Below are 25,914 nucleotides of genomic sequence, written 5' to 3' on the forward strand. Positions count from 1 at the left end.
TCGCGAGACGCAGGCTACCTCAGGGGATGAGCCGCATCCCAGGAGACACGCAAACGGTCAGTCGCCGTAGGGGTTTGACGGGGTCAACGCCTGCTGGATGATGTACGCGACGTCGTGGTCTGTATGGGACCGCAGGGGAAGACGGAGCTGCTCGAAAAGCTGTCTGATCTCCGCCATGGTGGGGGTTTCCGCGAGCATGGTGTCAGCGGCGGCGCTGAAGCTCACCAGCCGGCCCTGCCGGAAGCTGATCGACAGGTGCGTCAAATAGTCCGCGTAGAGTTTCGTGTAGCTCCGGATCCGGTACGCAGGCCACCCTTTGTCGCGGACCGTCATCAGGAGATAGTCGTCGCAACGATCGAAGCGTTGGTTCGACCATACCGACGACAGCGACAGCTCTATGTCCAGGAGCGAGCTCTGGTTGTACCGGAAAGCCGCGAGAATGGTCGCCAGGCAGGACAGCTGAATATTCTTCCCGGTGCCTTCGCCGTTGTTCTGCGGCCATAGTTCGCGAGTGATCTGCTGCTGGTATCTGGCATAGGCGTCGCACAGTGGTAAATCGTCTGGGTCAAGGATTTCGATGCGGACGCGGATGGGTCTGCTGCGCATTCGCGACAGCCGGGCGAGCTCGGGCAGGGTTTTGGCCCGAAGATATGTGCCCGTGCCCCCTTTGAATTCCCAGAAGGCGCAGGCCCGGCGGGCCTCCGCGAAGGCTCGGCTGATCGCCGGCCCGGCCAGGACCTCGACTTCCGCCAGGCCCTTGAGAAGTCCGCGCACCGGCGCCAGCTCTCCGCTGAGATCCTGCGCCTCCCGGTGCTTGCCGAGCGTCGCGTCGAGCTCGTTGACGAGGTGGGAGAATCTGCGCAGCACCGATTCGCCCGTGTCCTGCTTGCGCCAGCGGTCCCTGAGCAGCGAGAAGGCCAGTACGGCCAGCGTCACCAGAATCGCATTGTTCACCACGTCCATCGAGACGGTTTCCAGCACCCCGAGAACACTGAAAACAACTGCCAAAGCAAGCGCGAGCGCGGTGTCGGCCTGTTCCTTCGCCCGAATGAGCCACCGCCGCATGGCGCCACCTTTGGGAAGATCGCGAGACCCGACCTCTCTGGAGAACTTCTACCCGAAAGCGTCATCAGCCAGACATGAACTGTTGCTCGCATTATGCACGGCAGCCACACCACGCCCTGCATTCTCATATACCTCTTTTATTCTCGAGCTCCGCGGCGCGGATCATTGGGCGGCGGTGCTGCGTGTCCAGCAGGACGCCCGTCCAGCCCGGCGGGCCTCCGGTCAGCTCGGGGTAGCCGTTCATCGCGTCCATGAGCTGCCAGCCGTGCGGCCGCTGGGTGGCGCTTTTCACCGCCGCGACGAGGTTGGCGCGTTCGGCGTTCATCCAGGCCAGTGCGGCGGCTCTGTCCGTGAAGCCGATCGGGTGGTCGCCGCCGGCCGTGGGTGCGCGCAGCGGGTGCGGGTGGGCGAGGTTCCCGGCCTCTCGCACGACGCGCAGGTACCAGTCCATCAGCGCGTCCAGTGCGCGGGTACGGTCGGGTTCGCTCTCCTCGGCCCGGGCGCGCTCGCGGGCGTACTCCCGCATCAGGTCGTGGAAGGTGTAGCGGCCCGGCTCGCCCTCCTCGATGAGGTGTGCGGCGGCGAGCCGGCACAACAGGTGATCGGTCTCGGACAGGGGCGCACCGGAGAGCGCGGCGGCGGCCTCGGCGGTGAACGTGGGTCCGGGGATGAGACCGAGCAGCCGGAACAGCCGCCGCGACGGCGGATCCAGCCGGCGATAGGACAGATCGAACGCGCCCCGTACCGCCGCGTGCGGATCTCCGCCGACCGCCAGCGAGGACAGCCGGGTCATCGTGAGCCGGCGGACCTGGCCGGCGATGCCGGCGCTGGGACGGCCGAGGATGCCGGCCGCCGCGATGCGCAGCGCCAGCGGGAGGTAGCCGCAGACCCTGGCCAGTTCGCGGGCGGCGTCCCGTTCGGCTGCCAGGCGCTCGCCGCCGAGGAGCCTGCCGAACAGGGTGCCCGCCTCGTCCGGGGCCAGCATGCCGAGCGGAACGGGGACCGCGCCGTCCCGGGCGACGAGGCCGGCCAGGCGGTCCCTGCTGGTGATCACGGCGGCGCAGCGCCGGCCACTCGGCAGGAGTGGCCGGACCTGCTCCTCGCTGCCGGCGTCGTCCAGGATCACCAGGATCCGCCGGTCGGCGAGCAGGCTGCGGTAGGCGGCGCTGGCCTCCTCCTCCGCGGCCGGCACGCGTTCAGCCGGCACGCCGAGCCCGCGCAGGAACTGCCCGAGCGCCTCGATCGGGCGCAGCGGCCGCTCCGGCGAGTGGCCGTGCAGGTTGACGTAGAGCTGGCCGTCCGGGAACCGGGAGCGGATCCGGTGCCCCCAGTGGAGGGCCAGTGCCGTCTTGCCGACCCCGCCCGCGCCCGTGATCATGGCGATCCCCGCCGTGTCGCCGCCGGTCGCGACCGAGTCCAGCAGGCCGAGCTCGGCCGCCCGGCCGGTGAACTGCCCCGGCTTCGGCGGCAGTTGCGCCGGCACCGCCGAAACCTCCGCCAGAACCTCCGCCTCGGCCGAGGCGGAGAGGCCGGGTGATCTGACGGTGAAGACGTTCCCCCGGAGGATCCGCTGGCGGAGCTGCAGCAGCTCGGGGCCGGGGTCCAGGCCGAGCTCCTCGATGAGGCGGCGGCGGGTGCGTTCGTACTGCTCCAGTGCGTCCACCCGACGACCCGCCCGGCATAACGCCAGCATGAGCAGTCCGACCAGGCCCTCCCGGAAGGGGTGTTCGGCGACGAGCGCGGTCAGCTCGGGGACCAGCCCGGCGTGCCGGCCCGCCCGCGTCTCGACGTTCAGGCATTCCTCGGTGATCGCCAGCCGTTCCTCGCCGAGGGCGTCGCGCAGCCGATCCAGCAGCCCTCCGCCGGACACGCCCGTCAGCGGCTCGCCCCGCCACAACGCCAGGGCGCGTCTCAGCCCGGCGGCCTGCGCCTCGTCGCTCTCCGTGGTCCGCGCCCGGGCGACCGCGATCCTGAACTCGTGTACGTCCACCTGCTCGGCGGGGAGCACGAGCAGGTAACCGCGCGGGTAGTAGGCGATCGTGACGCCGGCTCTGGCCAGGGCGGGCCGCAGCCGCGAGACGTACCCCTGCACCATGCCCCGCGCGCCCGCCGGGGCCCGCTCTCCCCACAGCCCCTCGATCAGCCGTTCCACCGACACGGCCCGGCCCGCCTCCAGCGCCAGCATCGCCAGCACCGCCCGCTGTCGCGGTGGTCCGAGGGGGATCTCCTGGTGTTCACGCCACGCCCGCACCGCTCCCAGCAGCCCGATCTTCAGTACGTGGTCGAGGGCCGGCAGTTCGCATCCGTCTGGCATATCACTCCCGGTCTGGCACTCGTGGTTACAGCCCGCCATACGAAAGACACGAGACGCAGTCCAGTAGAAATCCTGACGAAATCAAGCCCCCGTGCAGCGCCGTGCGGAACTCTGAACGCGTTCTCGGGGGTTCATTCGAAGTCGAATGACCATGGGATGAAAGTACGCGGTACTCGCCGGGTCATCTCGGAAAGAGGCAACCTTGTCTTATCCGCACGACGTGATGAAGGACTTCGCCGGCGCGGTCAGCCGCTATCCCGACCGACCGGCGATCACGCACAACGGCCGGACTCTTACCTACACCGAACTCCACGCGTGGGTGCGCGCGACCGCCCGGCGGCTGAGACCGCGTCCCGGGGTGGTCGGGGTGCTGGCATCACGGTCGCCGGCGACGGTGGCCGGCCTGCTCGGCACGCTGGCAGCGGGCGGAACGTACGTGCCCATCGATCCGGCGCACCCGTGGCCGAGACGACGGGCGCTGATGTCGGCGAGCGGCTGCGCGACGGTGATCGCGACCGAGCCCACCGAACCTACGAAGCCTACTGAGCCCGCCGAGCCCGGCGGGCGCCTGGTCGGCCTCCCGAGCCTCCCTGACCTCGCCGAATCTGCCCACAAGCCGGAGCCGGACACGGACGTGGTCGTCGCCGGGGACGATCCGGCGTACATCCTGTTCACCTCCGGCTCCACCGGCGCGCCCAAGCCCGTGGTGACCCCGAGGCGGGCCATCACCACCGCGACCCGCGCGCTGCGAGAGCTGTTCGGCCTCACCCCGGGCGACCGCGTCCTCCAGTTCGCCTCGCTGAACTGGGACACCTGCTTCGAGGAGATCCTGCCCACGCTCACCACGGGCGCGACGCTGGTCTTCCACGACCACGCCCACTCGGGATCGTTCCACCGCGTGCTGCGCATGATCGACGCCGAGCGGATCACCGTGCTGGACCTGCCGTCGGCGTTCTGGCACGAGCTGGTGCGCCACCTGGTGGACGAGCGGGCCACGCTGCCCGCGTGCGTCCGGCTGGTCGTCATCGGCGGGGAGGCCGTGAGCCCGGCGCGGCTGGCCGACTGGCGCGCGCTCGGCACCGACGGGATCCGCCTGGTCAACACCTACGGGTGTACGGAGACCACACTCATCACCCACGCCATAGACCTGCACGGCCCGCTGGCGGCCGGGGGAACGGGGGAGCGGGTGCCGATCGGGCGCCCCCTGCCGCACGTCAGGCAGCACCTCAGTGAGGACGGCGAGCTGCTGGTCGGCGGCCCGTCACTGGCGCTGGGCTACCGGGGCCTGCCGGAGGCGACGGCGGAGCGGTTCGTCGAGCTCGGCTCCGAGCGATACTTCCGCACCGGCGACCGGGTCAGCCCGGTCGCTGACGGTTCGGCCGCCGACGGCCCGGCCGCCGACGGCGCGCTCGTGTACGAAGGCCGGCTCGACCACGAGCTCAAGATCCGCGGCATCCGGGTCGATCCGGGCGAGGTCGAGGCGCAGATCTCCGGCCATCCGCGAGTGGGCGCCGTGGCGGTGGCGGGCGTCACCGTCGCCGATCACACGACGCTCGCGGCCTATATCGTCCCCGGCCCATCCGCCGATGACGACCCGACATTGGCCGCAGACATCCGCGACTACCTGCGGGACCGCGTCCCGTGCCATCTCGTGCCCAGCCGGATCACCGTCGTCCCCGAACTCGTCTACACGGCGAGCGGAAAAGTCGACCGGGCCGGTTCGCATCGGAGATACGCGTCCGCCACCGTTTGAGGGAGACCATTCCGTGAATGTCAATGCCGTCTCGGATGTATTTCGGCGCGTGCTGGAAAACCCGGAAGTCAGCGCGGACTCAGACTTTTTCGTAATGGGCGGGGATTCGCTGCTCGCCACCCGCGTCCTGAGCGCGATCGCCCGGGCCAGCGGCGTTGAACTGGATTTCGACGACTTCCTCGACGCGCCGACTCCGAGCGCCCTCGCCAAGAAGATAGCGAGCCAGGCATGAGCGTCGTCGTCGTGGGAGCCGGACTGGCCGGGCTCACCGCCGCCGCCGGCCTCGCGGCACGCGGCGTCGAGGTCACCGTCTTCGAGGCGCGCGAGCGGGTCGGCGGCCGTACGCACGGCATCGAGGTCGCCCCGGGCGCCTGGGTGGACGCCGGCGCCGCGTACCTGGGAGACCGGCACACCGCGCTGACCGCCCTGCTGGCCGAGCTGGACCTGAAGACCACCCCGACCACCATGACCGGCGCCAGCCGGTTCGCGCTCGGCGGCGACGACGGACGGACCCGGGCGGGCCGGTTCCCGCCGCTGTCCGCGGTCGCGCTCGGCGAGCTGTTCGACGCGCTGGACGAGCTGGACCGAGGCGTACGCGCGGAGGCCCCCTGGCTGTCCGCGGACGCCGCCCGGCTGGACCGGCTGACCGCGGCGGAGTGGGCGCGCGAGCACCTGCGCCACCCGGACGCGCGGCTGTTCTTCCCGCTGTTCCTCGGCGAGATGATGGCCGCGGACCCGGCGGACGTGTCCGTCCTGCACCTGGCGTTCTACCTCCGCTCGGGCGGTGGGATCCGCTACCTGAACGCCTTCGCGGGCGGCGCGCAGGAGAACCGGATCGACGGCGGCGCGCACCAGGTGTGCCGGCGGCTGGCCGCCGGGCTGGGCGACCGGGTGCGGCTCGGCGAGCCGGTGCGCGCGATCCATCAGGACGGCGACGGCGTGACCGTCGTCGCCGCGACCGGATCGGTACGGGCCCGCGCCGCGGTCGTCGCGGTGCCGCCGACGCTCGCCGACACGATCGACCACCGGCCCGGCCTGCCGGTGCCCCGCTCCGGAGCCCGCACGGCGCCCGGCTGCGCGGTGAAGGTCCACCTGGTGTATCCGGCGCCGGCCTGGCGGGAGCAGGGGTTGTCCGGCTGGTCGGTCAACGCGCGCGGCCCCTTGCTGTCCACCGTGGACGACTCGCCCGCGGATGGCGGGGTGGGCGTGCTGACCGGGTTCGTGACCGGCAGGGAGGCGCACAGGTACGCGGCGCTGCCCGCCGCCGAGCAGCGCGAGCAGGCGTTCGCCCAGGCCGCGCGGCTGTTCCCCGGGTTGCCCGAGCCGATCGGCTGCCATGTCACCGACTGGGTTCACGAGGACTACAGCCGGGGCTGCTACGCCGCGCTGTTCGGGCCGGGGGACTGGTCACGGCTCGGCCCGCGGCTGGCGGTTCCCCACCAACGGGTGCACTGGGCCGGCACCGAGACGAGCACGGAGTTCTTCGGCCTGATGGAAGGCGCCATCCGATCGGGACACCGGGTGGCCGCGGAGATCAACGCGATGTACCGATGGAGGGACATCCATGACTGACAGCACGTCCATCGCCCCCCTGGCCGTCCGGCAGGGATTCATGACCGAGCCCGGACTGGGCGCGGGCAACTTCCTCGACCACGCCCTGGCGGCCAACCCGAACCGGGCGGTCCCGTTCGTCTACAGCCACCACAACGACCACCGCGGCCGGGTGGTGCTGCGCGGCCACAGCCTGGTCGACCTCGCGGCGCTGCGCGACCGGTACGCCAAGTGGTACTGGGCCAACGGAGTGCGGCCCGGCGAGCCGGTGGGCATCGTGGTGGCGGAAGGGCTCGAGCCGCTGCTCCACTACCTGGCGCTCACGGCGCTCGGCGCCATCCCGACGATGATCAACGACGCGATGCGGGCCGACGTCATGGTCCGCTACCTCGACCACGTGGGCGTCGTCGGCATCGTCGCCGACGACACGACCAGGCTGTTACTGGCCTACCGCAACGCCCCGCAGACCAGGCCCAGGTTCATCGCCCTGGCCGCCGAGGTACGGGCCTACGACGCCGAGTCCGGCCGGCTGCCGGAGGAGTACCCCCACCGGCACGCCCCGGACGACATCGTGGCGTTGATCCACTCCTCCGGCACCACCGGCACCCCGAAGTCGACGACGCTCGGGCATCGCAGCTTCTGGGACGGCAAGCAGGCGCGGATGCTGCGCTTCCCCGCCGAGCCGTACGACCGGCTGATGTCGCTCATGCCGCACACCCACGCCGGCGGGCTCAGCTACTTCCTCACGGCGGTGCTGCTCGGACTGCCGACCGTGGTCATGGCGGACTGGCGGCGCACGGTCGTGGAGCCGGTGATGGAGGCGTTCCAGCCGACCATGGTGGCCTCGTTCCCGCGGACGTTCGTGGAGCTGGCCACCGGCGAGCTGCCGGTCAAGGCCGGGGCGAAGGTCCACTCCTGGTTCAACACCGGAGACAGCGCCCACTACGGGCACATCAGGCGGCTGGTCCAGCTCGGCGAGCGGCCCGCCGGGCTGATCAGGTCGTGGCTGCTCCCGGAGGGCGCCGCCACCGGCGAACCGCTGCCCGGCTCCCAGTTCGTCGACGGGCTCGGCTCCTCTGAGATGGGGATGGCGCTCTTCGGCCAGGTGACCGCGCCGGAGACCCCACGCGACGACCGGTGCGTGGGCAAGGCGCAGGACGCGGTGATCAAGGCCGCGGTGCTGGACGAGAACGGCGAAGAGGTGCCCGATGGGACCGTCGGCCTGCTGGCCGTGATCACCCCCTCGCGCACGCCGGGCTACTGGAACGACCTGAGGCTGACCCGCAGCTTCGAGCTCAACGGCTACTGGCTGACCGGCGACGTGGCGCGCAGGGACAGCGAGGGCAATTTCTACCACCTCGACCGCACGGTGGATGTCATCGACACCGCGGCCGGGCCGGTCTACAGCCTGCCCATCGAGGAGATCCTCATCGCCGACTGCGCCGACCTCGTCCAGGACTGCTCGGTCGTCGGCGTACCCGGCAAGGCGGGGGAGGGGCAGCGCCCGATCGCCGTGGTACGGCTACAGGCCGACGCCGCCAACGCCACCGCCGACGAGGTGCGGGAGAAGGCGAACAAGGCCCTCGCCGACGCCGGTCTGGCCACACTCGCCGCGGTCATCATCGCGCGGACCGACGAGGACTATCCGCTCGGTCCCACCGGCAAGGTGCTCAAGCGCGAGCTCCGCACCCGCCACGCGGTGCTGTTCACCGAATGAGCCATCAGATGAACGCCGACGCCGCCCGCCACCCGTACACCTATGTGCGCCGTCCGCTCGTCGAGCCGGACTGGCGACGGCTGCCGGGCTGGCGCGGCGTCACCGACGCGCAGTGGCGCGATGCCCAGTGGCAGCGCGCCCACTGCGTGCAGCACGTCGGGCAGTTGCGCGCGGTGGTCGGCGACCTGCTCCAGGAGTCCTTCTACGCCGACCTGGCGGCCGACCGGGCCCGGTTCGCGACCATGTCCATGCTGATCACGCCGCAGTTGCTCAACGTGATGGCGCCGGACGCCGTGAGCGATCCGGCCGCCTTCACACGGGCGTTCCTGGCGGACCCGGTCCGCCGCTACATGCTGCCGGTCGGCTCCGACCGGCATCCGGTCTGGCCCAGCCATCCACGCGCGCGCCGCGACTCGCTGCACGAGGCCGAGATGTGGGTGGTGGAGGGGCTGACCCACCGCTATCCGACCAAGGTGCTGGCCGAGCTGCTGTCCACCTGCCCGCAGTACTGCGGGCACTGCACCCGGATGGACCTGGTCGGCACCTCGACCCCGCAGGTCGCCAAGGCTCGGCTCATGCTCAAACCCGTGGACCGGCAGGAGCTGATGCTGGACTACCTCAAGCGCACGCCCGCCGTGCGCGACGTGGTGGTCTCCGGCGGCGACCTGGCCAACCTGCCCTGGCCGCGGCTGGAGGCGTTCCTGCTGCGGCTGCTCGAACTGGAGTCCGTACGGGACATCCGCCTGGCCACCAAGGCGCTGATCGGCCTGCCGCAGCACTGGCTCCAGCCCGGCGTGGTCGAGGGGATGGGCCGGGTGGCCACGATCGCCCGCGCCCGTGGGGTGAACCTGGCCATGCACACCCACGCCAACCACGTGCGGTCGGTGACGCCGCTGGTCGCCGAGGCGGCCCGGGCCATGCTCGAGGCGGGCGTGCGGGACGTGCGCAACCAGGGCGTGCTCCTGCGGGGCGTGAACACGACCCCGCGCGACCTGCTGGACCTGTGTTTCGCCCTGCAGGGCGAGGCCGGGATCCTGCCCTACTACTTCTATCTCTGCGACCTGATCCCCAACGCGGAGCACTGGCGGATCCCGGTCCACCAGGCGCAGCGGCTGCAGGAAGCCATCATGGGCTACCTCCCCGGCTACGCGACGCCCCGGCTGGTGTGCGACGTGCCGTACGTCGGCAAGCGCTGGGTGCACCAGGTGGCGGAGTACGACCGGGAACGCGGCATCTCGTACTGGAGCCAGAACCACGGGATCGGGCTCCAGCCGGCCGAGCAGGACCGCCGCTTCCCCTTCTACGACCCGATCGACACCTTGCCCGAGCCGGGCCGCCGCTGGTGGGCCGACGGAGAGGGACGACCATGACCCCGAGCACACTGCGCCGCATGTGCTGGATCTTCCCCGATCGCGAGTCCACCCGGGGCACCGCGATGTGGCACCCCTTCTTCTGGGACCTCTACGCCGACGTGGCCGCCGAGCTCGGCCTGCGCTGGAGCAGGCATTCCCCCGACGCGGTGACGGTCGACGGCCTGGAGCCCGGCAAGCCGCGCGTCTACGTGGACGACGAACCCGTCACCCCGGAGGACACGCTCTTCATCACCGCGCTGTACTCGCTGCCCTACCAGTCCATGGACGTCTTCAACCAGTACGCCCTGTACGCCGTGCTGGAGCAGGCCGGCTTCTACCTGTCGTTCCCGCCGGGCCTGTCGCCCATAGCCAACGACAAGCTGGCCACGGTCCTCTACCTGCACGATTCGCCCATTCCGTCGGTGCCCACGCTCCGCATCGGCACCGGGCGGGACACCAGCAAGCACCTGTACGAGGTGGCGCTGGCGAACCTGACCTACCCGGCCATTGTCAAGCCGTCCGGGTGGTGCGGCGGCGGCGGGGTGAACCTGGCCCGCGACGCCGAGGAGATCCGGGGCCTGGCCAGCCTCGCGCAGGGCGGCGACACCACGCTCGTGATCCAGCCCTACCTGGGCGACGGCACGGTCGACTACCGGGTCTACGTCGTCGACGGCGAGCCGTACGCCGTGATGAAGCGGATCCCCGAGCCCGGCTCGCCGGTGGCCAACGCCAGCCGGGGCGGCGCGATGGAGTTCCCGCCCGTCCCGCCCGAGCTGGCCGAGGCGACGGCGTACTTCTACGAGAAGCTGCCCATTCCCTTCTTCTGCGTCGACTTCCTGTTCGACGGCGAGCGGTACTGGTTCTCCGAGCTCGAACCCGACGGTGTGATCGCGCCGGACTTCGGCGACCCGCACCGCACGCTCCAGCGCGACGTCACCCGGGCCCGCTGGACCGCCTACCGCGACGCCCACACCCGCTGGCTGACCGAAAGTCTGGTGATGAAATGATCGAATCGTTCTCGCTGTCGCCCGAGGCGGCCGAGCCGCACCTGCGCGTCCCGCGGCGAGCCCTGGAGCAGCTCAGGAGCGTGCCCGCGCTCGCGCCGCGCTACGCCGGCTGCGAGAAGCTGCTCACGCTGGAGGACGTCGCCGCGCTGCCCGCGCTGGTGAAGGACGACCTCAACGTGGCGCTGGCGCACCTGAGGCCCAAGGCCGAGCAGGGCGCCACCTGGCTCTTCCAGAGCGGCGGCAGCACCGGCGCGCCCAAGGTCGGCTACGCCCCCACCGGGTTCTACATGGCCGGCGTGTACGAGCAGTGGCGGCCGCTGGAGCCCGACGACGTCTTCGTCAACTGCTGGGGCGCCGGCCGCATGTGGGGCGCCCACTTCCTGGCCGGCGCCTTCGCCGACCTGTCCGGCTGCCGGGTCATCGCGCTGGGCTCGGTGACGAAGGACGAGTACGGCGACTGGCTGTCGTTCTTCGCCGCCCAGGAGGTGACCGCGATCGGCGGCACCCCCAGCGTGCTGCGGCTGTGGTTCGCGCACGCGCGGGCCACCGGCGTGCGCCTTCCCGCGCTGCGCAAGGTGCTCTGGCTCGGGGAGGCGTGGCACCCCCAGCTCGACGAGGACATGGCCGCGGTGGCGCCGGACGCGCGCCGCTGGGGCATGTTCGGCAGCACGGAGACCTGGGTCATCGGCACCAACACCCCGCAGTGCCCGGCGGACGTCTTCCACCCGCTCCCCGCGCAGCTCGTCCACGCGGACGCCGACGAGCTGCTGGACTTCACCACGCTCGACCCGGACATGCTCAACCCGGTGCTGCGCTACCGGACCGGCGACGCCGGCCGGTTCGTCACGTGCGCGTGCGGCCGGGAGGACAGAGCGCTGCGGGTGCTGGGCCGCCGGGACTCGGTGGTGCAGGTACGCGGGCTGGGGCTGCACGTGGACGACATCGTCGCCCAGGCGGAGCGCGAGCCGGGCGTCTCCCGGGCGCAGATCCTCATCACCGAGCAGCGGGGCCGGGTGTCCGCGGTGGACGTGCTGCTGCTGGCCGACCGGGACGCGCCGCCGGACCTGCCCGAACGGCTGCGCGGCGAGCTCATGTCCGCGACGTTCACGATCAGCACGGCCTTCCAGCACGACCCGCACGCGTTCCGGGTCAAGGTCGTCGACGCGCTGATCAGCAACGAGCGCACCGGCAAGACCGCCGGCTTCGTCGTTCGGGAGGAGCCGTGAGGTTCCCGGGATCCCTGGGCAGGCAGTTCAACCTGTACTGGGGCGGCCAGACGGTGAGTCTCGTCGGCGACCGGGTCACGGTGTTCGTCGTCCCGACCCTGATGATCTTCGTGCTGCACGCCTCCGCGCTCGAGGTGGGGATCGTGGCCATGGCCCAGTACCTCGGCATCCCGCTGCTGGGGCCGGTCGCCGGGGTGCTGGTCGACCGGTGGGACAAGCGCCTGACCATGCTGATGTGCGACGTCGTGCGGCTGGTGGCGGTGGCGGCCGTACCCGTGGCCTACTGGTGCGGGGTGCTGTCGACGCCGGTGCTGTTCGTCTGCGTGGCGCTGATCAGTGGCGCGACGATCTTCTTCAACGTCGGCTACCTCGTCGCCGTGCCCACCACGGTGCCGGAGGACAAGCTGGTGCGGGCGTACTCGCGGCTTGAGGGCAGCAGCACGGTGTCAGAGGTGGCCGGGCCGTCGATCGCCGCGGGCCTGTACCACGTGTTCGGGGTGGCGGCGCTGCTCGTCGACGCGGCCAGCTACCTGGTCTCGGCGGCGTGCTTCCGGGCCATGCGGCCCTGGGGGACCAAGGCCGTCCAGCAGGGTTCCGTGTGGTCGCGGCTGGTGCTGGGGTTCCGGCTGAACTGGGCCGATCCGGTGCTGCGCCGGGTGGTGATCGCCGCCGTGACGCTGAACTCAGGCGGTCCGATCTTCGTCACGGTCCTGCCGGTGCTGGCGTACCGGGGCCTGGGCATCTCGGTGGGCGTGTTCGGGGCGGCGATGTCGGCGGGGGCGGGCGGCGCGGTGCTCGGCGCGCTCGTCGCGCCCAAGATCAGCGACCGGCTGGGTCTCGGCCGGACCATGGCCTGGGGGCTGCTGCTGCACTGCCTGGTCGGGCTGGGCATCCTCGCCGCGCCCGCGCTGCCCGCCGCACCCGTGATCGGCGTGACGTTCGGCTGCTACGGCTTCTTCATGTCGTGCATCAACGTCTGCAGCGCCCCGATCCGCCAGTCGCGGATGACGGCCGAGAACCAGGGCGTGATGCACGCGGCATTCCGTACCGCGACGTGGGGGGTGATCCCGCTGGCCGCCCTCGCCGGGGGGACGGCGGTCACCCTGCTGACCGGCAGCCTGGGCGTGCTCGACGCGGCCAGGGCGGTCATGGTCGGCGGCACGCTGCTGGCCGCGTTCTCGTTCCTGCCCGCGGTGGGGATCCAGCCGCTGCTGGACCGCGCCAAGCAGTTCGAGGGGAGCCCGGCATGATCGTGCTGATCACCGGTACGTCGTCCGGCATCGGCCTGGCGACCGCGATCACCGCCGCCAAGGCCGGATTCACCGTGGTGGCCACGATGCGTGACCCGGGTAGGGACGGCGCGCTGCGCGAGGCGGCGGACCACGCCGGGGTGACGGTGGACGTCCGCCGCCTCGATGTCACCGACGGCGCGTCCATCGCCTCGTGCCTCCAGGACGTGCTGGAGGTGTACGGGCGGCTGGACGCGGTGGTCAACAACGCCGGCGTCTCCAACTTCGACCCGACGATGGAGATGTCCACCATGGAGGCCCTGCGGGCCAACCTGGAGGTGAACTTCTTCGGCGTCGTCGCCGTGAGCCGGGTCGCGATGCCGCTGCTGCGCGCCGCCCGTGGCCGCCTGCTGACCGTCGGCAGCGTGCACGGCGTCGTCGGGCAGCCGTTCAACGAGGCGTATGCGGCGGCGAAGTGCGCCGTCGAGGGGTTCATGGAGAGCCTGGCTCCGGTCGCGGCCGCGCACGGGGTGCGGGTCAGCGTGGTCGTGCCCGGCTTCGTCCCGGACACCGAGTTCGGCATTTTTCCGGACATCAACCGGGGGACCATCCGGGCGGCCTCGGGGCCGTACGCGGGGACGTTCGACGGCTACCTCGACTGGGTGCGCGGCGCGGGCTGGGAGGGAGCCGGCCAGTCCAAGTGGGAGGTGGCCGAGGTGGTGGTGCGCACGTTGAGCGAGGACGAGCCGCCGTTCCGCGTCGCCACCAGCGCCTGGGTGGCCGAGTACCTGGCGCGCAAGCTCGCCGACCCGGACGGCTCGGCCGTCCAGGGCCTGGCCAGGACGTGGATCGGAGCCTCGGTATGAACCCCCTCGGTATGACCGCCTTCGGTATGAACGCCGAGGACCCGGCCTGCCGCTCGCTCGGCATCGCGCTGGAGGAGGTGGCCACCGGCCGGGCGCGGCTGCGGATGCGGATCACCGAGGAGATGGTGAACGGCCACGGCATCGCCCACGGCGGCTACCTGTTCCTGCTGGCCGACGCCGCGTTCGCGTACGCCTGCAACACCTACGGCCACGTCACGCTGGCGCACAGCGCGCAGGTGACGTTCCTGCGCCCGGCCGCGGCCGGCGACGAGCTGGTGGCCGAGGCCACGGAGCGCGTCAGGTACGGCAGGAACGGCGTCTACGACGTGACCGTACGCCGTCCGGCCGGCGAGATCGTCGCGGAGTTCCGCGGTCAGAGCGTGATGGTCTCCGGCCGACCCGATGGATCCACCAGTGAAGGGAAGCATTCATGAGTGAGAAGCGGAGGACCGGGCGCTGGATCGATCACTGGGAGCCGGAGGACCCCGGCTTCTGGGCGGCCACCGGGCGCCGCGTCGCCACCAGGAACCTGGTCTTCTCCATCTTCGTGGAGCATCTCGGCTTCGCGATCTGGCTGCTCTGGAGCGCGATCGTCGTCCTGCTCCCCAAGGCGGGGTTCCCGTTCACCGTCGACCAGCTCTTCTGGCTGGTGGCGGTGCCGAACCTGGTCGGGGCCACGCTGCGGCTGCCGTACACGTTCGCGGTCTCGGCCTTCGGCGGCCGTAACTGGAACGTGGTCAGCGCGCTGCTGCTCCTGGTGCCGGTAGGGATGCTCGCCTGGCTGGTCACGGACCCGGCGCACCCGTACTGGATGTTCCTGGTCGCCGCGGCGGCGGCCGGGTTCGGCGGCGGGAACTTCGCCTCCTCCATGGCCAACGTCTCCTACTTCTATCCCGAGCGGCGCAAGGGGTTCGCGCTGGGCGTGAACGCGGCCGGTGGCAACCTGGGCGTGGCCGTCGTGCAGTTGCTGATCCCGCTCGTGGCGACGGCCGGCCTGGTGTACGCCGGGCTGGTGTGGGTGGTGCCGATCGTGGCCGCCGCGCTGTGCGCGTACCTCTTCATGGACAACCTGGGCGTGGCGAACACCGACTTCGGCACCCAGGGGAAGGCGTTCCTGCGCACGCACACCTGGGTCATGTCCTTCCTCTACATCGGCACCTTCGGCTCCTTCATCGGCTACTCGGCGGCGTTCCCGCTGGTCGTCAAGGCGACGTTCGCCGAGTCCGCGTCGCCGTACTTCGCCTTCCTCGGGCCTCTGGTCGGCTCGCTGTCGCGGCCGGTCGGCGGGTGGATGGCCGACAAGTACGGCGGGGCCAGGGTCACCGCGTGGTCCTTCATGGCCATGGCGGTGGGGGTCGTCGGCGCGCTCGCCGGGCTCAGGCAGCACGGGTTCCCGCTCTTCCTGGGCGCGTTCATGCTGCTGTTCACCGCCTCGGGGATCGGCAACGGGTCCACGTACCGGATGATTCCGGCGATCTTCACGGCCCAGGCGGAGCACGGCGAGCCGGCCGCCCGGCTGCGCGCCAGGCGGGAGGCCGCGGCGGCCATCGGCATCGCCTCGTCGATCGGCGCGTTCGGCGGGTTCCTCATCCCGCGCGGTTTCGCCATGTCACTCGGGCAGACCGGGTCCATCGACCTGGCGTTGTACGTGTTCATCGGCGGCTACGCCGTGTTCCTGGCGACCAACTGGTGGTTCTACCGCCGCCGGGTGCTGGCCCGGGTCCCCAATCTGGCCCACAGCCGAATCTAGGAGCGACACATGCCCGCGAAATCCCTGCGTGACCTGATCGAGTTCGCCCGCCGCCACTCGCCCTTCTACGCGGAGGTGTACCGCGACCTGCCCGACGGCGTCTCCGACCTCACCCGGCTGCCGATCGTCGACCAGAAGGCGTTCTGGGCCGCGAACACCTTTCCGGACAACCGCCTGCTGACCGGGCCGCTGACCGACGCCGGCGTGTACGCCTCCGGCGGCACCACCGGCGCGCCGAAGTTCTCCCCGTGGACCCGCACGGAGCACGCCGACTCGGTGACCGCGTTCGGCGCGGGCATGGTCCGGGCCGGGCTGAAGCCGGGGCACCGGGTGGCGAACCTGTTCTCGGCCGGCGAGATGTACGGGGGTTTCCTCTACATCGAGCACGCCCTGCACAACGCCCCGGTGGAGAACGTCCGGCTGCCCATCGCCTGCCACGCGTCGGACGATTCCGTCGCCGACCTGATCGCCTACTTCGGCGTCGACGTGCTGGCGGGCCCGCCGATGAAGCTCGCGAGCGTGGCCGAGGCGGTGACCGCCCGTGGGCAGGTGGCCGACACGGTGGAGCTGCTGCTGTTCGCCGGCGACCTGCTCTTCGACGACCTGCGTCCCCAGCTCGCCAAGGCGTTCCCCGGGGCCGGGATCGCCTCGCTCGGGTACGCGTCGGTGGACGCCGGGCTGGTCGGCGCCCCGGTGCCGGGCGACGACGTGCGGGTGCACGAGGCGTTCGCCGACCGCACCCTGGTGGAGCTGATCGACGACACGACCGGCGACCCGATCACCGTGCCCGGCGTACGTGGCCGGGTGGTCGTCACCAACCTGTTCAGGACGCTGATGCCGATCATCCGCTACCCGGTCGGCGACGTGGCGGAGTGGACCGACGCGGACTGCCGGGCATTCCGGCTGGCCGGCCGGACGGACGAGGGTGCCAGGGTGGAGACGGTGGCGATGTCGACGGAGGCCATCCGCGCGGTCCTCGTCGCGGCGGACCCGGACCGGGCCATGTCGGGGATGCAGATGGTGCAGCGCCGCTGGAACAGCAAGGACGGGCTGCTGCTGCGGCTGGCCTGCGCCGAGGAGCCGCCGCCGGAGCTGACACAACGGCTCATCGACGCCGTGTACGCGGCCAAGCCGCTGTACCCCCAGTCCGTGGAGGAGGGGCTCATCCACCCGCTGGAAGTCGAATGGGTCCGGCCGTCGGAGCTGGTGCTGCATCCCCGTACCGGGAAGGTCCTGCAGGTGGTGGACGAACGCCCCCACTCCTGACCCGTCGCAGCGCGGGAAACACTTGCGGAGATGCCGGACACCTAGTGAGGTGTTCCGGCATTCTTCGGTAAGGAGACACCTGTGCAGGATCCACGCGTGCCCCCCGACACGCGAGATCGTTTCGAGAGGCTCTATCTCGATTGCTATCCGGCCGTACATCGGTACGCGCTGCGCCGTACCGATGCGATCGACGACGTCGCCGACGTGATCGCGGAGACCTTCCTCGCCGCGTGGCGGCGGCTGGACGACGTTCCCGACGGGGACGCCGCCGTGTCCTGGCCAATCACCGGCGCGGGGAGTCGCGCCGCAGCGCGCTGGCCTCGCGGCTCCGCGGTGAACTGGCCGTCGGCCAGGAGGCCGCACCCGCTGATCCGCGGACCGAGGCGGTCCGCACCGCTCTCGCCGCCCTGGACCCGGCCGACCGCGACGTGCTCGCGCTGGCCTGCTGGGAGGAGCTGACCGGCCCGCAGATCGCCGCGGTACTGGGCTGCAGCAGCACCGCCGCCCGGCTTCGGCTGTATCGGGCCCGTAAACGACTGGCCCGGCTGCTCGACACGACGGATGAGGTCACTGTGATGACCGCGCTGAGAGGAGAGACACGATGAACAAGCTCGACCGTATGGTGTCCGCCGTCGATCCGGCCGCGGCCTTCACCGAGCCTTCCATCAGCCAGGGCGTCCATGACCTCCTTGAGGAGATCGTGGCGACCCCGCCCGCGCCGCGCCGCGGGCGTTCACCGTTGCGTCGGCCCCTGCTGGCGGGGGCGGCGGTCGCGGGCCTCGCGGCGGCCGCGCTGGTGGCCGTGCCGGTGATCTCGCTGAGCCCGGCATATGCGGTGGTGAAGAACTCCGACGGCACCGTTCAGGTGACGGTCAACGAGTTGCGGGACCCCGAGGGGCTGGAGGCCAAGCTCAAGGCCGAGGGAATCACGGCCGACGTGACGTACACCGAGGCGGGCAAGCAATGCGCCCGTGGCCGTTTCGTCGGTGCGGACCTGGCCTACGACCCACCGAACCCGCAGAACATGACCGAGCAGGAGCGCAAGGAGGCCGACAAGCCGGACAACTGGCGCTCCCGAGACGTCGCCGCGCCGATCAACCAGGACACCTTCGTGATCTCCCCGCGTTTCATGCGGCCGGAAGAGACGCTGGTCCTGGAGTTCCGACCGGGTAACCACCCGGGAGTGGGCTGGGCGTTCCTCCCCTATCTGGCCAAGGCGGGCAGTACGGTCGCGCCCTGCAGGCTCGTGAACGCGAACTCCGACGGAGATATCGCCAAGGAGCTGGCCGGAAACTGATCACCGGTCCCTGGGGTACGGCGGGTACGTGGGCACCCGCCGTGCCCTGAGCGCCTACCCGCTCTGGCGGCGAACTTTTCTTCGGCGGGCGGCATCAGAGAGGGGGATACCAACTCCTGTTACAAGAAATGGGGCGACGGGGATGCACATGACTCGACTGGTGGCGGCGGCGCTGGCGGCCACGAGCGCGGCGCTGGTGATCGCGAGCCCGGCGGGGGCCACCGCCGCCGCGCCGGGCACCTTCGGCCCGTACGGCTACGGCGGCGTCAAGCTGGGGATGACCGCCAAGCAGGCCAAGGCCACCGGCAAGGTCGTGCTCAAGATGCGCGGCTACTGCGCGGGCTGGGACTACAAGGCCCACCGCAACCCCAGCGACGAGGTCGGGCTCTACATCTCCAAGAAGCGCGGCGTCGCCGTCATCTTCGGGTGGCGCGGGGTGCGTACCCCCAAGGGCGTCGGCGTCGGCTCCACCCTCAGCCAGGTCAAGAAGGCCTACCCGAGCGTCAAGAAGGAGGAGAGCGGCTACTACGCCACCGTGCCGGGCAACCCCAAGGCGTACTACTACTTCGGCGTCAACCAGCGGAACAAGGTCGAGCAGTTCGCTCTCGGCCTCAAGACCCAGGACTGCGTCAACTGACCTTGCGCGGGGTGTGCGGACCAGCGGTGAGCATGCCGTCGAGGAGGACGTCGAGGGCCCAATCGGCCCGGTCCGGGCCGGCTCCGGACACGAGTTCGTCACCGAGCCGGGCGAGGTGGGGAAAGCGCGCCGCGTCCACGGTGGCGATCTGCGCGGCCAGGGCCGTCAGGTCTTCGGTTTTCCGGGTGGCCGACTTCTGACTGCTCAGCTCGACGGCGATCGCGGTGGGATAGAGCAGCAGCAGGTCCAGGCCCCACGCCGCCGCCCGGTCCGGCACGCCGCCCTCGTTGAGCAGGCCCACGATCGCGTCGCCCAAGGCCAGGTAGTTGGGGCCGCTGGGCTGCGTGGACAGGGCCATCCGGGCGATCTCCGGATGAGCGAACAGGACATCGCGGTAGCCGGTCAGCAGAGCCTTCAACCGGTCCCGCCACGATCCGGCTCCGGGCGCGGCCGCCGTCACCGGCGCCAGCAGCGTGTCGAGGATCTGCGCGTGCAGATCCTCGGTGTCACGGATATAGACGTACAACGATGCCGGCCCGGTATCCAGCGCCGTGGCGATGCGCCGCATCGTCACCTTGCTCAGACCCTCGTCACGCAGGATCATCAGTGCGGCGTCGATGATCCCCTGCCTGGTCAACGCGGGCTTCGCCGGACGCTCCCGCCGGCTGACGGGTGCCCGGGGACGGTCGTCGGAGGTCATGCGAGGAACCTAGCACGAACATGTTCGTGAGGCTTCCCGCTCGAATCGGCCCGCGCCCGAAGCGCCTGGTCAAGCGCGGCGGGGCGTCCCGGTGGTTACTTGACCTGGTATGCCCTGATGACGGTCTCGGCGAAGCCGTTGCCGCCGCTGTCGGTGGCCTTGACGCGCAGCGAGGCGAACTTGCCGCGCGCGCTGACCGGGTGCCAGGTCTCGGCGGACCAGGTGTCCTGGGCCGACGGGTGCACCAGCGTGGGCAGCCAGGTGCGGCCGTCGTCGTAGGAGATCTCCACGGTGAGCGTCCGCAACTTCAGCTCGGGTGAGCCGTCCTGACGCTGGACGCGCAGCGGGATGCGCATGTGGCCCGCCGCGGCCCGGTTGCGGTCGTCCAGCTCCGGATTGATCTTGACGGTCAGCAGCGGCAGCACCTGCCGCCGGCCCGGCTCGGGCGTCTTCGACCTGAACCGCCACTCGGCGCTGACCCGGGTGGACACCTTGGTCTGGGCCGGCACGCGGTCGGCCGTCATGGTGAGCCGGTACTCGCTCTCCTTCGTCTCCGCGGGCACGTCGATCCAGCCGGGTAGGTAGTCGTTGGCGTAGATCTCCTTGCCGTCCCGGTAGAGCCTGGCCTGCGGGGCGACGTACTCGCCGTAGGAGACGCGATCGGACCTGCCGTCCTCGAACAGCCCGGCCGAGAACTGCAGCAGGTTCTCCTCCCGCCAGTTGTAGTCGCCGCCGGGGTTGAGCGCGGCCGCGAAGACGCCGGTGTTCCACCGGTCGTCGGTCTTCTGGCCGGCGCGGTAGACGGTGGTGTCGCCGAAGAAGAACTGGTCGGTGTCGTTCCAGCCGTCCGGCGGCGTCCGGTACTGGATGAAGGACGGGTACCAGCCGGTGTCGCCGGGGGTGTAGTACTCCGTCCGGTGGAACGGGAGCGCGAACCGCGACACCTGGCCGTACGGCATCCAGGCCAGCTCCGTCCCGTACAGCACGGGCAGGGCGAAGTGCTCGCCGAACTTGACGTCGTTCTGCGTGGCATAGGTGGAGGTGACCTCGGCGAGGTCGCGGCGGCGCGGGCGGTAGCCGGGGTCGGCGGGGATGCGCGGCTCGGCCTTCATCAGGTGGTAGAAGTACGGGCTGTCGTCGTAGCTCCCGTCGGCCTTCGGCTTGGCCCACTGGGTCCAGCGGTAGAACGCGAACTTCTTGCTCGCCGTACGGGTCGTCGGGATGGCCTTGATGCCCTCGACACGATCCGCGCCCCACATGCCGGCCAGGTCCACGTCCACGCCGAACGGCTGCTGGCCCTCGACGAGCTGGAGCATGCCGAGCATGCCGACGGCCAGCCGGGCGGTCGGCTCCTCCGTGCGTACGTCCACCGCCTTGGCCTTGCGGGCGTCGGCGGTGACGGTACGGTCGGCGTCGAGGGTGAACTCCGGATCGGAGGCCATCACCAGGGTGCCGTCGTGGTCGGCCATGAGGCTGACGACGGTGAAGCGGTGGCCCTTCTCCAGCTTGAGGTCCAGCGCGCCGCCAGAGATGTCGTAGTTGCGCTGCTCCTTGGTGTCGAGGTCGATCAGCCCGGCGAAGGCGTTCTGGGCGGGCTGCCCGTCCGTGCCGGTGAAACGCAGCTTGAGCCCGCGCTTCTCCGGCTCGACCCGCATGCCGATGCCGGTGCGTACGGAGACGTCGGCGTTCTTCGCGATGACCGTGCCGCTGAACAGGCCCGTCGGGCCCGGCTGCGCGGTCACCTTGACCTGGGCGGTGCCGTGCGCGGGCACCTCCAGCGTGGCGGCGCCGAGCTTGAACGGCGTCACCGTCGCGCCCGCGCCGTCCTTGGCGATCACGCTCAGGTCCAGCCGGACGGCGGCGGCGCCGTCGTTGCGGTAGGTGAGCGTCTGCTCCTTGGGCGCGGGGCTGGGCAGCTCGATGTCTCCCATGCTCAGCGCGGCGGGCTCGGCCGTGACCTGCTGGGTGACGGCGCGGGCGACGTCCACGCGGCCGGAGCCCTGGACGTAGGCGCCCAGCTCGTCACCGGGCGCGGTGGCGGCCATCAGCGCGGCCTTGATCTGGCCGGCCTTCCAGTCGGGGTGCTGCCCGGCGACGATCGCGGCCGCTCCGGCCACGTGCGGCGTCGCCATCGACGTGCCGCTCAGCGCCGTGTAGGAGTCGTCGACCGGGGAGCCGGCGGAGGTGCCCGCGGCCCTCGCGGCGACGATGTCCACGCCGGGCGCGATCAGGTCGGGCTTGACCGCGGCGTCACTCGCGCGCGGGCCCGTGCTGCTGAACTGCGCGACCGTGTCGTCGTCACGATAGGAGGCGCCGACCGACAGCGCGCGGTCCGCGGTGCTCGGCGAGCCGACCGTCTGCGGGCCGTCGTTGCCCGACGCGATCACGAACAGCGTGCCGTACTTCTCCGACAGGCTGTTGACGGCCTGCTCCACCGGGTCGTCGCCGGGGGTGTCGGGCTCCCCGAGACTGAGGTTGGCGACGCGGGCGCCGTTCTCCGCCGCCCAGGTCATGGCCTCGATGATGGCCGAGTCCGGGCAGTCCCCGCTCTGCAGGCAGACCTTGCCGATCAGCAGCCGGGCGCCGGGGGCGACGCCCTTGTACCGGCCGTCCGAGGCGGCGCCGGATCCGGCGATCGTCGACGCGACGTGGGTGCCGTGGCCGTTGAGGTCGCGGACGTCGGGCTCGGAGGTGAAGTTCTGGGCCTTGGCGACCAGCCCCTGGAGGTCGGGATGGCCGGGGTCGTAGCCGGTGTCGATCACCGCGACCGTGACGTCCTTGCCGGTCTGGCCGGCCGCCCAGGCCTTGGGGGCGCCGATGTGCGGGACGCTGACGTCGAGGGACAGCTTGGCCTTGCCGTCCAGCCAGATCTTCGCGGGCGCGGCCGCCGCCCTGGCCTGCCCGGTCAGGGACTTCCAGAGCGTGCCGGCGGCGGCGCGGGGCTCGCTCTGGGCGATCCCGTTGATCGCGGGCAGCGGGCGCCCGCCCGCGACGCGCAGCGTGGCGGCGGCGGTCTGGCCGGGGTACGTCACGATCAGCGGGAGCGCCGAGCTGGCGGCGTCGTCGTAGCCGAGGGCGGCGAGCCGGGTGACGTTGAACAGCCGGGGGTCCAGCCGGCCCGCGGCCAGCAGGGGCATCGCGTCGACGGGGACGATGCTGAGCCCTTCCGCGGCCCGGCGGTGCACGAAAGTGATCTTCTCCCTGCCGGGGCCGGGCCGGACGTCGAGCTGGGTCTGCTTGTCGGGGAGCGGGCGGAGGGTGACCTTGTCCCCGGTGATGAGGGTGACGGTCTTGGGCGGGCCGGCCTGCTGTGCTGCCGGGGTGGAGGACTGGGCCGACGGAGCGGGAGTGGGTGCTGCCTGGGCCGGAGTGGCGACCGCTATCAGGGCCGTTATCGCGACGCCCAGGAGGGCGGTTCTTTGAAGCACATCCGCTTTCTAGTTGTTTGTGACTTTTGGTGACAAGGTGATTGGTGTGGCCTATTGCGGCAACTGCCGGAAGTGGCCACGATCGTAGGCATGCTTGAGGACGGCCGGGCGCTGGAGGTCGTGGGAGTCAGCGCGTTCGACGAGCGGGTCTACCGCGGGGTGCTGGCCTGCCCCGGCATCACGGTGCAGGAGCTCGTCATGAGGAGCGGGGAGAGCGCGGCCCGCATCCAGACGTCGCTGAGCAGGCTCCGTGCCAAGGGCCTCGTCAGCCGCCTGTGGGGGCGCTCGCCCCGGTGGACGGTGACGAACCCGGGCACCTCGATCCGCTCGCTGGTGCGCGGCCTGCAGAGCGAGCTGGACCGGCTCACCGACACGGCCGACGAACTGGAGGCGGCGTTCCGCACCGTCGGCCAGGATCCGGAGGAGGGCGGGCAGTTCGAGGTACTGGCGGGCCCTGAGGAGCAGGCCCGGTGGTACGTCCGGCTGCAGCAGGAGGCCAAGGAGGAGGTGCTGACCTTCGATCGGCCCCCGTACGTGCTGGACTATCACAACCCGCTGCAGACCGGCCTGCTGCGCAGCGGCGTCCGCTACCGGACCATCTACGTGCCGGAGGCCTTCGATCACGCGGGGGCGCTCGACGAGGTGGGCAGCCTGATCAAGGCGGGCGAGGAGGCGCGGGTCCTGCCCCGGCTGCCGTTCAAGATGGCGATCGTCGACCGGTGGCGCGCGGTCATGCCGCTGCACATGGACCCGCCGCTGACGCGCGGTGTGCTGATCAGCGGGTCCACCATGGTGGTGGCCCTGGTGGAGCTGTTCGAACGCCTGTGGCGGGAGGCGCTGCCGGTGCGCCCCGAGCTGTGGCGGGAGCCGACCTCGGCCCCGGAGCCTGCCGACGAGGAGCTGGACCTGGCGGAGCTCGGCCCTGAGGATCGGCGGCTCCTCACGCTGCTCGCGGCCGGGCTCAAGGACGACGCCATCGCCCGCCAGCTCGGCACCAGCCCGCGTAGCCTCCGCCGCCGCCTGCGTCTCCTCCTGGACCAGCTGAACGCCGAGACCCGCTTCCAGGCGGGCGCCCAGGCCAGCCGCCGCGGCCTCGTGTGAGCCGAAAACAGGAAACTCTCAGTAGTCGAGCCGATACGATGCGGCGTGAACGGGGGAGACTCCGAAGGCCGAGTAGGACGCGCTGCCGCCTGAAGCGGTGGCCACTCTCCCGTGCGGCCCCGCGATCTGGGGAGCGGGGCCGCCGCGGCCTTATTGCTCCACGCCGTTCACGAACACCTTCCGCAGGGTCAGGTCGTCGGTGAACGTGATCGTGTTCGGGCCGGTGACGTTCGTGAACACGCAGTGCTCCAAGCGCACCCCGGCCAGGTGGTCGGTCTCCAGGCCGACGAGGTTGAGTACGGCGTCGGCGCCGTCGAGCCTGGTCCGCTCCATACGGATGTCGCGGACGGACACCGGCTCCGTGCCCTGCTCGTTGCTCGCGTAGGCCATGTTGACGAACATCACCTCGCGGTCCACGTTCTGGCCGGTGAAGCCGCGTACGTAGACGCCTTCGACGAAGGCGCCACGTTTCTTGCTGGCCTTGATGTAGATGGGATATTTCACCGGGTAGTTGCCGGGGAAGTCCGGCGAGTTGATCACGCACCGCTCGGCGAAGACGTCACGGACGCCGCCTGACATCTCGCTGCCGACGGTGATGCCGCCCCAGCGGCCGGAGAAGGAGCAGTCCTGGACGACGATGTTCTCGCTGGGCACGCCCACCCTGCGGCCGTCGGCGTCACGTCCCGACTTGACCGCCACGCAGTCGTCGTTGGTGTTGAACCGGCAGTCGTGGATGTGCACGTACGACGACGACTCGGGGTCGCAGCCGTCGGTGTTGTACAGCGTGCTGACGACGGTGATGCCGCGCACGGTGACGTTCGTGGACAGGACCGGGTTCACGGTCCACATGGCAGGCTCGAGGATCGTGAGGTCGCTGACCAGGATGTTCTGACATTTCACGAACTGGACCATGGAGGGGCGCAGGTAGTGGCCCGCCCCGAACACACGCTGCTCGACCGGTACGCCGTCGTCGCCCATCTTGCGCAGCGCGCGCTGGTCGGCGCCCTGGGGGCCGCCGTTGGCGTACCAGCTCTCCCACGGGCCCTGCCTGGCCTGGCCGTCGAGCGTGCCTCTGCCCGTGACCGCGATGTTCCGCTGGCCGTGGGCGTAGATGAAGGGGCTGTAGTTGTAGCACTCCGTACCCTCCCACCGGGTGAAGACGGCCGGCAGGTACGCGTTCGGATCGGTGCTGAAGGCGATCACGCCGCCCTCGGACACGTGCAGCTCGACGTTGCTGAGCAGGTGGACGGCGCCGGTGAGGAAGCGGCCCGGCGGGACCACGACCCGGCCGCCGCCCTCGCGATGGCACTCGGCGATCGCCGCCTTGAACGCGGCTGTGCAGTCGGTCGTGCCGTCACCTACGGCGCCGAAGGCGGTGACCTCCCACCGCCGGCGAGGGAAGCGAGGAGGTCGGATCTTACGCAGGATGTCCGGCACCTTGCGCCATGGATCAGCTGATCGGTCTTCGGCCTGCGCCGACGCGGTTCCCGCGGTTCCGGGGGCCAGCGTGGCGGCGGCGAGAACTCCGCCGGCCTTCAGTAGAGATCGTCGAGAGGGCATGGTCACCACCGGGGGGTGCGGAGACATCGGATCTCTGGAGCGTAAAGGCGAGTCTGTCGGAATTCAAATCTTGACGAAGTTAATTGTGCGGGGTG

The 25,914-nt window shown here is 70.9% G+C and carries 21 protein-coding genes and 1 pseudogene; 17 read left to right on the top strand and 5 right to left on the bottom strand.

The genetic code is table 11. The features are described from left to right. Nucleotides 1–57: 57 nt before the first annotated feature. Both KLK06_RS03345 and KLK06_RS03350 read right to left on the bottom strand, forming a co-directional pair. On the bottom strand, nucleotides 58–1,065 hold the full coding sequence (locus tag KLK06_RS03345; RefSeq protein WP_214633748.1) for a hypothetical protein: 1,008 nt from the start codon (nucleotides 1,063–1,065) through the stop codon (nucleotides 58–60). A gap of 124 nt (nucleotides 1,066–1,189) precedes the next feature. After that, nucleotides 1,190–3,379, bottom strand: a complete 2,190-nt coding sequence (locus tag KLK06_RS03350; RefSeq protein WP_214633749.1) for an AfsR/SARP family transcriptional regulator — start codon at nucleotides 3,377–3,379, stop codon at nucleotides 1,190–1,192. Between the two features lie 202 nt (nucleotides 3,380–3,581). Between KLK06_RS03350 and KLK06_RS03355 the strand changes: the two genes are divergently transcribed. The 16 genes and pseudogenes from KLK06_RS03355 (at nucleotide 3,582) to KLK06_RS03425 (ending at nucleotide 19,030) form a co-directional block, all read left to right on the top strand. Continuing rightward, nucleotides 3,582–5,132 (top strand): amino acid adenylation domain-containing protein, encoded by a 1,551-nt coding sequence (locus KLK06_RS03355; RefSeq protein ID WP_214633750.1) that lies wholly within the window; start codon nucleotides 3,582–3,584, stop codon nucleotides 5,130–5,132. A 13-nt stretch (nucleotides 5,133–5,145) separates the two neighbouring features. Beyond that, on the top strand, nucleotides 5,146–5,364 hold the full coding sequence (locus KLK06_RS03360; protein ID WP_214633751.1) for a phosphopantetheine-binding protein: 219 nt from the start codon (nucleotides 5,146–5,148) through the stop codon (nucleotides 5,362–5,364). After that, complete coding sequence (locus KLK06_RS03365) at nucleotides 5,361–6,704, top strand: FAD-dependent oxidoreductase (RefSeq protein WP_214633752.1); 1,344 nt, start codon at nucleotides 5,361–5,363, stop codon at nucleotides 6,702–6,704. Before KLK06_RS03360 ends, KLK06_RS03365 begins: the two co-directional genes overlap by 4 nt. Continuing rightward, nucleotides 6,697–8,400: a class I adenylate-forming enzyme family protein gene (locus tag KLK06_RS03370; protein ID WP_214633753.1), complete on the top strand. Its 1,704-nt coding sequence runs from the start codon at nucleotides 6,697–6,699 to the stop codon at nucleotides 8,398–8,400. The genes KLK06_RS03365 and KLK06_RS03370 overlap by 8 nt, the downstream gene beginning before the upstream one ends. 8 nt (nucleotides 8,401–8,408) lie before the next feature. Then, nucleotides 8,409–9,770: a KamA family radical SAM protein gene (locus KLK06_RS03375; RefSeq protein ID WP_250904766.1), complete on the top strand. Its 1,362-nt coding sequence runs from the start codon at nucleotides 8,409–8,411 to the stop codon at nucleotides 9,768–9,770. After that, the gene (locus KLK06_RS03380) at nucleotides 9,767–10,759 is read left to right on the top strand and encodes a RimK family alpha-L-glutamate ligase (protein WP_214633755.1); all 993 of its coding nucleotides are present in this window, start codon (nucleotides 9,767–9,769) and stop codon (nucleotides 10,757–10,759) included. The genes KLK06_RS03375 and KLK06_RS03380 overlap by 4 nt, the downstream gene beginning before the upstream one ends. Beyond that, a complete protein-coding gene (locus tag KLK06_RS03385) occupies nucleotides 10,756–11,985 on the top strand; it encodes an AMP-binding protein (protein ID WP_214633756.1) in 1,230 nt (409 codons plus the stop codon). The genes KLK06_RS03380 and KLK06_RS03385 overlap by 4 nt, the downstream gene beginning before the upstream one ends. Then, nucleotides 11,982–13,235, top strand: a complete 1,254-nt coding sequence (locus tag KLK06_RS03390) for an MFS transporter (protein WP_214633757.1) — start codon at nucleotides 11,982–11,984, stop codon at nucleotides 13,233–13,235. Before KLK06_RS03385 ends, KLK06_RS03390 begins: the two co-directional genes overlap by 4 nt. Continuing rightward, complete coding sequence (locus KLK06_RS03395) at nucleotides 13,232–14,080, top strand: SDR family NAD(P)-dependent oxidoreductase (protein WP_214633758.1); 849 nt, start codon at nucleotides 13,232–13,234, stop codon at nucleotides 14,078–14,080. The genes KLK06_RS03390 and KLK06_RS03395 overlap by 4 nt, the downstream gene beginning before the upstream one ends. Beyond that, entirely contained in the window at nucleotides 14,077–14,514 is a 438-nt protein-coding gene (paaI, locus tag KLK06_RS03400) for a hydroxyphenylacetyl-CoA thioesterase PaaI (protein ID WP_214633759.1), read from the top strand. The genes KLK06_RS03395 and paaI overlap by 4 nt, the downstream gene beginning before the upstream one ends. Next, nucleotides 14,511–15,830: an MFS transporter gene (locus tag KLK06_RS03405; protein WP_214633760.1), complete on the top strand. Its 1,320-nt coding sequence runs from the start codon at nucleotides 14,511–14,513 to the stop codon at nucleotides 15,828–15,830. Before paaI ends, KLK06_RS03405 begins: the two co-directional genes overlap by 4 nt. Nucleotides 15,831–15,839: 9 nt before the next feature. Beyond that, nucleotides 15,840–17,096: a hypothetical protein gene (locus KLK06_RS03410; protein ID WP_214633761.1), complete on the top strand. Its 1,257-nt coding sequence runs from the start codon at nucleotides 15,840–15,842 to the stop codon at nucleotides 17,094–17,096. A gap of 96 nt (nucleotides 17,097–17,192) precedes the next feature. Continuing rightward, nucleotides 17,193–17,315, top strand: a pseudogene (locus KLK06_RS62930) (RNA polymerase subunit sigma-24); the annotation flags it as partial. Between the two features lie 11 nt (nucleotides 17,316–17,326). After that, nucleotides 17,327–17,701 (top strand): sigma-70 region 4 domain-containing protein, encoded by a 375-nt coding sequence (locus KLK06_RS03415; RefSeq protein WP_308168081.1) that lies wholly within the window; start codon nucleotides 17,327–17,329, stop codon nucleotides 17,699–17,701. Further along, the gene (locus KLK06_RS03420; RefSeq protein WP_214633763.1) at nucleotides 17,698–18,393 is read left to right on the top strand and encodes a hypothetical protein; all 696 of its coding nucleotides are present in this window, start codon (nucleotides 17,698–17,700) and stop codon (nucleotides 18,391–18,393) included. The genes KLK06_RS03415 and KLK06_RS03420 overlap by 4 nt, the downstream gene beginning before the upstream one ends. A gap of 148 nt (nucleotides 18,394–18,541) precedes the next feature. Next, nucleotides 18,542–19,030: a hypothetical protein gene (locus KLK06_RS03425; protein WP_250904767.1), complete on the top strand. Its 489-nt coding sequence runs from the start codon at nucleotides 18,542–18,544 to the stop codon at nucleotides 19,028–19,030. Here the strand turns inward: KLK06_RS03425 and KLK06_RS03430 are convergent. Then, a complete protein-coding gene (locus KLK06_RS03430) occupies nucleotides 19,023–19,730 on the bottom strand; it encodes a TetR/AcrR family transcriptional regulator (protein ID WP_214633764.1) in 708 nt (235 codons plus the stop codon). The genes KLK06_RS03425 and KLK06_RS03430 overlap by 8 nt on opposite strands. A 95-nt stretch (nucleotides 19,731–19,825) precedes the next feature. Then, complete coding sequence (locus tag KLK06_RS03435) at nucleotides 19,826–23,158, bottom strand: S8 family serine peptidase (RefSeq protein WP_214633765.1); 3,333 nt, start codon at nucleotides 23,156–23,158, stop codon at nucleotides 19,826–19,828. A 90-nt stretch (nucleotides 23,159–23,248) separates the two neighbouring features. Here KLK06_RS03435 and KLK06_RS03440 point away from each other — a divergent pair, with 90 nt between their 5' ends. Beyond that, nucleotides 23,249–24,259 (top strand): helix-turn-helix domain-containing protein, encoded by a 1,011-nt coding sequence (locus KLK06_RS03440; protein WP_214633766.1) that lies wholly within the window; start codon nucleotides 23,249–23,251, stop codon nucleotides 24,257–24,259. A gap of 150 nt (nucleotides 24,260–24,409) precedes the next feature. Here KLK06_RS03440 and KLK06_RS03445 read toward each other — a convergent pair whose 3' ends face one another. Continuing rightward, on the bottom strand, nucleotides 24,410–25,819 hold the full coding sequence (locus KLK06_RS03445) for a glycosyl hydrolase family 28 protein (protein ID WP_214633767.1): 1,410 nt from the start codon (nucleotides 25,817–25,819) through the stop codon (nucleotides 24,410–24,412). Nucleotides 25,820–25,914 lie beyond the last annotated feature (95 nt).

This window comes from Nonomuraea sp. NEAU-A123 (assembly GCF_018603905.1).
Lineage (GTDB): Bacteria > Actinomycetota > Actinomycetes > Streptosporangiales > Streptosporangiaceae > Nonomuraea.